The 4,998-nt window shown below is 35.2% G+C and carries 9 protein-coding genes; 4 read left to right on the top strand and 5 right to left on the bottom strand.

Going from position 1 to position 4,998, the window contains the following annotated elements; all coding sequences use genetic code 11:
* Together ACIQ6Z_RS09005 and ACIQ6Z_RS09000 are read left to right on the top strand one after the other, a co-directional pair.
* Positions 1 to 117: DNA-3-methyladenine glycosylase I (locus ACIQ6Z_RS09005; protein ID WP_396210555.1), on the top strand; the 117-nt coding region annotated here is incomplete at its 5' end.
* Positions 118 to 120: 3 nt separating this feature from the next.
* Positions 121 to 333, top strand: a complete 213-nt coding sequence (locus tag ACIQ6Z_RS09000) for a VF530 family DNA-binding protein (RefSeq protein WP_396197594.1) — start codon at positions 121 to 123, stop codon at positions 331 to 333.
* Here ACIQ6Z_RS09000 and aat read toward each other — a convergent pair.
* The 3 genes from aat to ACIQ6Z_RS08985 all read right to left on the bottom strand — a co-directional run bounded on the left by aat (position 330) and on the right by ACIQ6Z_RS08985 (position 2,326).
* Positions 330 to 965 (bottom strand): leucyl/phenylalanyl-tRNA--protein transferase, encoded by a 636-nt coding sequence (gene aat, locus ACIQ6Z_RS08995; RefSeq protein WP_396210554.1) that lies wholly within the window; start codon positions 963 to 965, stop codon positions 330 to 332. The two genes, ACIQ6Z_RS09000 and aat, sit on opposite strands and share 4 nt — an antisense overlap.
* Before the next feature lie 95 nt (positions 966 to 1,060).
* Positions 1,061 to 1,438 (bottom strand): DUF3127 domain-containing protein, encoded by a 378-nt coding sequence (locus tag ACIQ6Z_RS08990; RefSeq protein ID WP_396210553.1) that lies wholly within the window; start codon positions 1,436 to 1,438, stop codon positions 1,061 to 1,063.
* Positions 1,439 to 1,450: 12 nt separating this feature from the next.
* Positions 1,451 to 2,326 (bottom strand): flavin reductase family protein, encoded by an 876-nt coding sequence (locus tag ACIQ6Z_RS08985; protein WP_396210552.1) that lies wholly within the window; start codon positions 2,324 to 2,326, stop codon positions 1,451 to 1,453.
* Between the two features lie 157 nt (positions 2,327 to 2,483).
* Here ACIQ6Z_RS08985 and ACIQ6Z_RS08980 point away from each other — a divergent pair, with 157 nt between their 5' ends.
* A complete protein-coding gene (locus ACIQ6Z_RS08980; RefSeq protein WP_396210551.1) occupies positions 2,484 to 3,647 on the top strand; it encodes a sensor histidine kinase in 1,164 nt (387 codons plus the stop codon).
* Here the strand turns inward: ACIQ6Z_RS08980 and ACIQ6Z_RS08975 are convergent.
* Positions 3,644 to 4,048 (bottom strand): HIT family protein, encoded by a 405-nt coding sequence (locus ACIQ6Z_RS08975; RefSeq protein WP_396210550.1) that lies wholly within the window; start codon positions 4,046 to 4,048, stop codon positions 3,644 to 3,646. The genes ACIQ6Z_RS08980 and ACIQ6Z_RS08975 overlap by 4 nt on opposite strands.
* A 4-nt stretch (positions 4,049 to 4,052) precedes the next feature.
* Positions 4,053 to 4,529 (bottom strand): transcription elongation factor GreA, encoded by a 477-nt coding sequence (gene greA / locus ACIQ6Z_RS08970; protein ID WP_396197599.1) that lies wholly within the window; start codon positions 4,527 to 4,529, stop codon positions 4,053 to 4,055.
* A gap of 157 nt (positions 4,530 to 4,686) precedes the next feature.
* On the opposite strand from greA, the gene ACIQ6Z_RS08965 reads away from it, so the two are divergent.
* A partial coding sequence (locus tag ACIQ6Z_RS08965; protein WP_396210549.1) for a hypothetical protein occupies positions 4,687 to 4,998 on the top strand: 312 nt, incomplete at its 3' end.

Here is a 4,998-nt window from a genome sequence, read left to right as displayed (position 1 = left end):
AGTAAAGATTTAAAAAAACGCGGATTCAAATTTGTAGGATCTACGGTTGTGTATGCACACATGCAAGCCACAGGAATGGTTAATGACCATGTCATGGATTGCTTTACAAGAAAATAAATTATGAATAACGACCCGCTTCACGGAAAACCTTTAAAGGAAATTGTAACACAATTAGTGCATTTTTATGGCTTTGATACTTTGGCAGAATTGATCAACATCAATTGTTTTAAAGACAATCCGTCCATAAATTCAAGCTTAAAATTCTTGAGAAAAACCGATTGGGCTAGAAAAAAAGTAGAAGAATTGTACGTGAAAACATTGCCAAAATTTTAGCCTTTCAATACCATCAAAAAATCTTCTCGCTCTATTTCCACACACCCTAAACTCGCTAAATGATCGTTGTATACTTGACAATCTAACAAACGATAATTGGCCATTTCTAATTGTTTTGCCAACGCAATAAAAGCAAATTTACTAGCGTTTGACACGTTTGAAAACATACTTTCACCACAAAAAACATGGCCTAAATCTACACCATATAAACCGCCAACTAATTCCTCATTTTCCCAAACCTCTACACTTTTAGCGATACCCAATTCGTGTAGCTTACAATAAGCATCCACCATGTTATCGGTAATCCAAGTGCCGGGTTGGTCTTTTCTTGAAATTTTTTTACAGTTAACGATTACGTCCCTGAAAGCCGTATTGAAGGTTACTTTGAATTGTTTCCTATTGATGATGTTTCGCATACTTTTCGAAATTTTTAAATCGTCAAAAAACAAGACCATCCGTTCAGGCGGACTCCACCACAATATAGGCTCATCGTCTTCAAACCATGGAAATATCCCTGATTGATAGGCCAAAATCAATCGCTCAGGCGATAAATTTCCACCAACGGCAACAATCCCTTCTTGTGAAGCGGTTTCTACTGGCGGAAAATAGAACTCTTTAGTTAGAAAATACATTTTTTGAGAGAGAAAAAGAAAAAAAGAGAAAAGAAAAAACCATTCTTACTTTATTCTGAATGGTTTCTTTGTTCTTGCCTCTTTTTTAGAATCTATTAAAAAGGTAAATCGTCGTGTTCTTCTTCTTTAAAATTAGTGGCCGGCTCAAAAGGTTCAGTTGCAGGCATTGGTGGCATTGGTGGTGCACTTGGCGCTTCTGCTTGAACTTTTTCTATTCTCCAACCTTGAATAGAATTAAAAAATTTGGTTTCTCCTTGTGGATTAACCCATTCTCTTCCTCTCAAATTGATTGAAACTTTAACTTGTTCACCAACAGCATAATTGTTTAACAAATCCGTTTTATCTTGTGCAAACTCAATCAAAATATGTTGAGGGTATTGCTCTTCTGTGGTCACAACCAATTCTCTTTTTTTGAAAGAAGCACTTACTTGTTGTACAGGATTAATTAATTTTACTCTTCCTAAAACTTCCATAATACTTAAAATTTATTTTTTGGCTAATAACAACTTCCAGGCATCAATAGCTCTTCCATTGTCTACATATTCTTTTGCTTTTTGAAATTTTGTATCCATATCATCGGCACTCAAAACGGCTTTGACTTCAAAATTTTCTTTTACAAATATAGCAATTTCTTCTTCGGTTGGTATATTTTCTATATTTCCTAATTTACCCAAATCATTCCCATTAAAATAACCACTTTCCTTGAAAAAATCAGGAATCATGTCCACTCCAATTCCTAAGGTAGTAAGGGGTTTTTCAACTTCAAACATGCCTAGATTAGCTCTACTATACCAATTGGCTCCCATACGAGCAACTAAATCAATTTTATGCTGATCTATTTGGCCCGTTGCATCCAATATGGATTCACTGATGTGCATTTTAACCACTTCACAAATGACTATATTTCCAGCACCCCCTTGGTCACCCAAAGCAATAATCTCCATGATTTTACATTCAAATTGTACAGGGCTTTCAGCTACACGAAACGGTTTTACTGTATCGGAAGGCAGCATGGTAAAGCCAGCCTTATCAAATTCGTTTATCCCTTTGGGATATTCGGTACTCGATAAAGACATTTGTTGCACCATGTCATGATTCACTACATTAATTACAACTTCCTTAGTAGTTTCTGCATTGTTTAAAGTGTGCTTTGTAGTGTTGTCGCGCACCCGTCTTGCCGGTGAGAAAATCAAAATCGGCGGATTTGCGCTAAATACATTGAAAAAGCTAAAAGGCGATAAATTAGGATTTCCATATGCGTCTAATGTACTTGCAAAAGCAATGGGTCTCGGTGCCACAGCACTTTGTAAATACCCTTGTAATTTTGCTGCTGCTATTTCTTTTGGATCAATACTTAACATGATGGGGATTATTTTTCACAAAGATAATAAGAATAAAGCCAATTTCAAGAGCAAAAATTAAAAGCATCTATAAACTTTACGTCTCCACAACAATTAAGCATCACACTAAAATCAATCAATTAAATGTTTTTAGTATTTTTACATCAAATCTTAATTGATGCAGTTTTCAGAAAAACGAAATATTACCCGTTGGTTCATAATAGTTGCTTCCTTTTTCATTGTATTATTAATACTTTGGAACACCTACAATTTTTTTCAAATATTCAAACATGAAGAACGCTCAAAAATGGAATTTTGGGCCAAAGCACTGACAAGTGTAGCCAATGCTAATGAAAATTCTGATTTGAGTTTGCCTTTTGAAATCATCAGTAAGAATACCACCATCCCCATTTTTATTACAGATCGAAAAGACAGCATTATTGATTCCAACAATATTGACGACGCCATTTCTAATGATCCTATCGCGCTAAAAACCTATTTTAATTCCATCAAGAACGACAACCAACCCATAAAAATTGAGCGATCAAAAAATGAGTACCAATTGGTCTACTATGGAGATTCGCCGTTATTAAATAAATTAAAATATTATCCCATTGCGTTACTTTTAATCATTATTTTATTTGGAGCTGTGGTGTATAATTTTTACAAAGCCACCAAAATGGCAACTCAAAATAAACTTTGGGCGGGAATGGCAAAAGAAACAGCGCACCAAATTGGTACTCCCCTATCATCTTTAATTGGATGGTTAGAACTCTTGAAATTAGAAAATGTTTCCGAAAGTTCTCTCATTGAAATTGAAAAAGATATCCATCGTTTACAAACCATAACCGATCGCTTTTCAAAAATTGGAAGCGAACCCTTACTTGAACAGAAAAACATCATTGCAGAGACCAAACAAGCAATAGATTATTTGCAAACAAGGGTATCTAAACAGATTTTATTTACATTTTCAGCGCCTGAAGATCCCATATATGTCGCTATTAATGCCGCATTACACAGCTGGACCATAGAAAATTTAGTCAAAAATGCTATTGACGCTATGAGAGGAAAAGGTCATTTAGATCTAACGATTACTTCGCTTGGAAATAAGGTAAAAATTACAATTACCGACACCGGCAAAGGCATTCCAAAAAACCAATTTACAAGGATCTTCGAGCCCGGATTTACTACTAAAAAAAGAGGTTGGGGTTTGGGATTGTCGTTAACAAAACGAATTGTACAAGAATACCACAAAGGGAGAATTAAAGTAGCGCATTCTGAAATTGGAAAAGGAACGGCCATTCAAATGAGTTACAAGACCATAGAAAAAAATCTCGACTAGTCGAGATTTTTTTCTAGATTGGAAGCTATTTCACGCGCTAATGCTGAAAATTCTTCAGCGGACAAACTTGTTTTTCGTTGAAAACGCATATCGTCCATATCGTGAAGCGGAATCAGATGTACGTGAACATGAGGCACTTCTAAACCAACAACTGCCAATCCAATTCGCTTGCATGCTACCGATTTTTCAACAGCCTTAGCTACTTTTCGTGAGAATTTCATCAAGCCTAAATAGTGTGCTTCTTCCATATCGAAAATCTTATTGATTTCCTGTTTTGGAATGCAAAGGGTGTGCCCTTTTGCATTTGGATTTACATCTAAAAAAGCCAAATAATTTTCGTCTTCGGCAATTTTATAACAAGGGATTTCCCCATTTACTATTTTGGTGAAAATACTAGCCATTGTATTAATCTCTTGAAATTTCGAGTACTTCAAATTTTAATATTCCATTAGGAACGTTGATTTCAGCAACCTCACCAACTGATTTTCCCAACAACCCTTTTCCAATAGGTGAAGTAACTGAAATTTTCCCTGTTTTTAAATCGGCTTCACTTTCAGCAACTAACGTGTAGGTCATTTCCATTCCGTTCGATTGGTTTTTGATTTTCACAGTAGATAACACTAAGGCCTTAGAGACATCCAATTGTGATTCATCAATTAAACGCGCATTAGCTACTACTTCTTCCATTTTAGAAATGCGCATTTCTAATAATCCTTGGGCTTCTTTAGCTGCGTCATATTCTGCGTTTTCAGACAAATCGCCTTTATCTCTAGCATCTGCAATTGCTTGTGATGCTTTAGGTCTTTCTATGCTTTTAAGATGTTCTAATTCATCTCTTAATTTTTTTAATCCTTCTGCTGTGTAATAAGATACTGTACTCATAACTTCATCGTTTATATAAATAGAAAAAATCCCATCAGCTGGGATTTCTATTCACAAAGATAGTAATTTATTTTTAAAATTAATTTATGACCTTCTATAATGTTAGGTCAAAAGTAATTAATTAAATTTGTTTTTCAATTGCGCTAAAAATTTATCCATGAAAAAATATTTGCTTTTTGTTTTCGTACTACTTTTAATGGGTTGTGATAAAGAAAATTTTAGCAACAACAATCCTTATTTGCCCAATTATTCGTTTGCCTACAACATTAACATGAATTTACCCCAATACAGCAACTTACAATTTCCAAGTAACGCCGTATATATAAATGCGGGAAACACTGGAGTTCGAGGTGTTTTTGTCTTCAATACCGGCAGCGGTTATGTCGCTTTTGATGCTGCATGCCCCAATCAAGCTTTGAGCAGCTGTTCCACCATGACCCTCAACGGGATCAATGTTGTTTGCCCATGT

This window comes from Flavobacterium sp. (assembly GCF_044376915.1).
GTDB lineage: Bacteria > Bacteroidota > Bacteroidia > Flavobacteriales > Flavobacteriaceae > Flavobacterium.
Note: the sequence above shows the minus strand (reverse complement) of the source record. Positions and strands in the feature narration are given on the sequence as shown.

Excerpts from the sequence above, each read along its gene's own strand:
- ACIQ6Z_RS09000 (WP_396197594.1), top strand. The coding sequence starts at position 121 with ATGAATAACGACCCGCTTCACGGAAAACCTTTAAAGGAAATTGTAACA.
- aat (WP_396210554.1), bottom strand. The coding sequence starts at position 965 with ATGTATTTTCTAACTAAAGAGTTCTATTTTCCGCCAGTAGAAACCGCT.
- ACIQ6Z_RS08985 (WP_396210552.1), bottom strand. The coding sequence starts at position 2,326 with ATGTTAAGTATTGATCCAAAAGAAATAGCAGCAGCAAAATTACAAGGG.
- greA (WP_396197599.1), bottom strand. The coding sequence starts at position 4,529 with ATGAGTACAGTATCTTATTACACAGCAGAAGGATTAAAAAAATTAAGA.
- ACIQ6Z_RS08980 (WP_396210551.1), top strand. The coding sequence starts at position 2,484 with ATGCAGTTTTCAGAAAAACGAAATATTACCCGTTGGTTCATAATAGTT.
- ACIQ6Z_RS08990 (WP_396210553.1), bottom strand. The coding sequence starts at position 1,438 with ATGGAAGTTTTAGGAAGAGTAAAATTAATTAATCCTGTACAACAAGTA.
- ACIQ6Z_RS08975 (WP_396210550.1), bottom strand. The coding sequence starts at position 4,048 with ATGGCTAGTATTTTCACCAAAATAGTAAATGGGGAAATCCCTTGTTAT.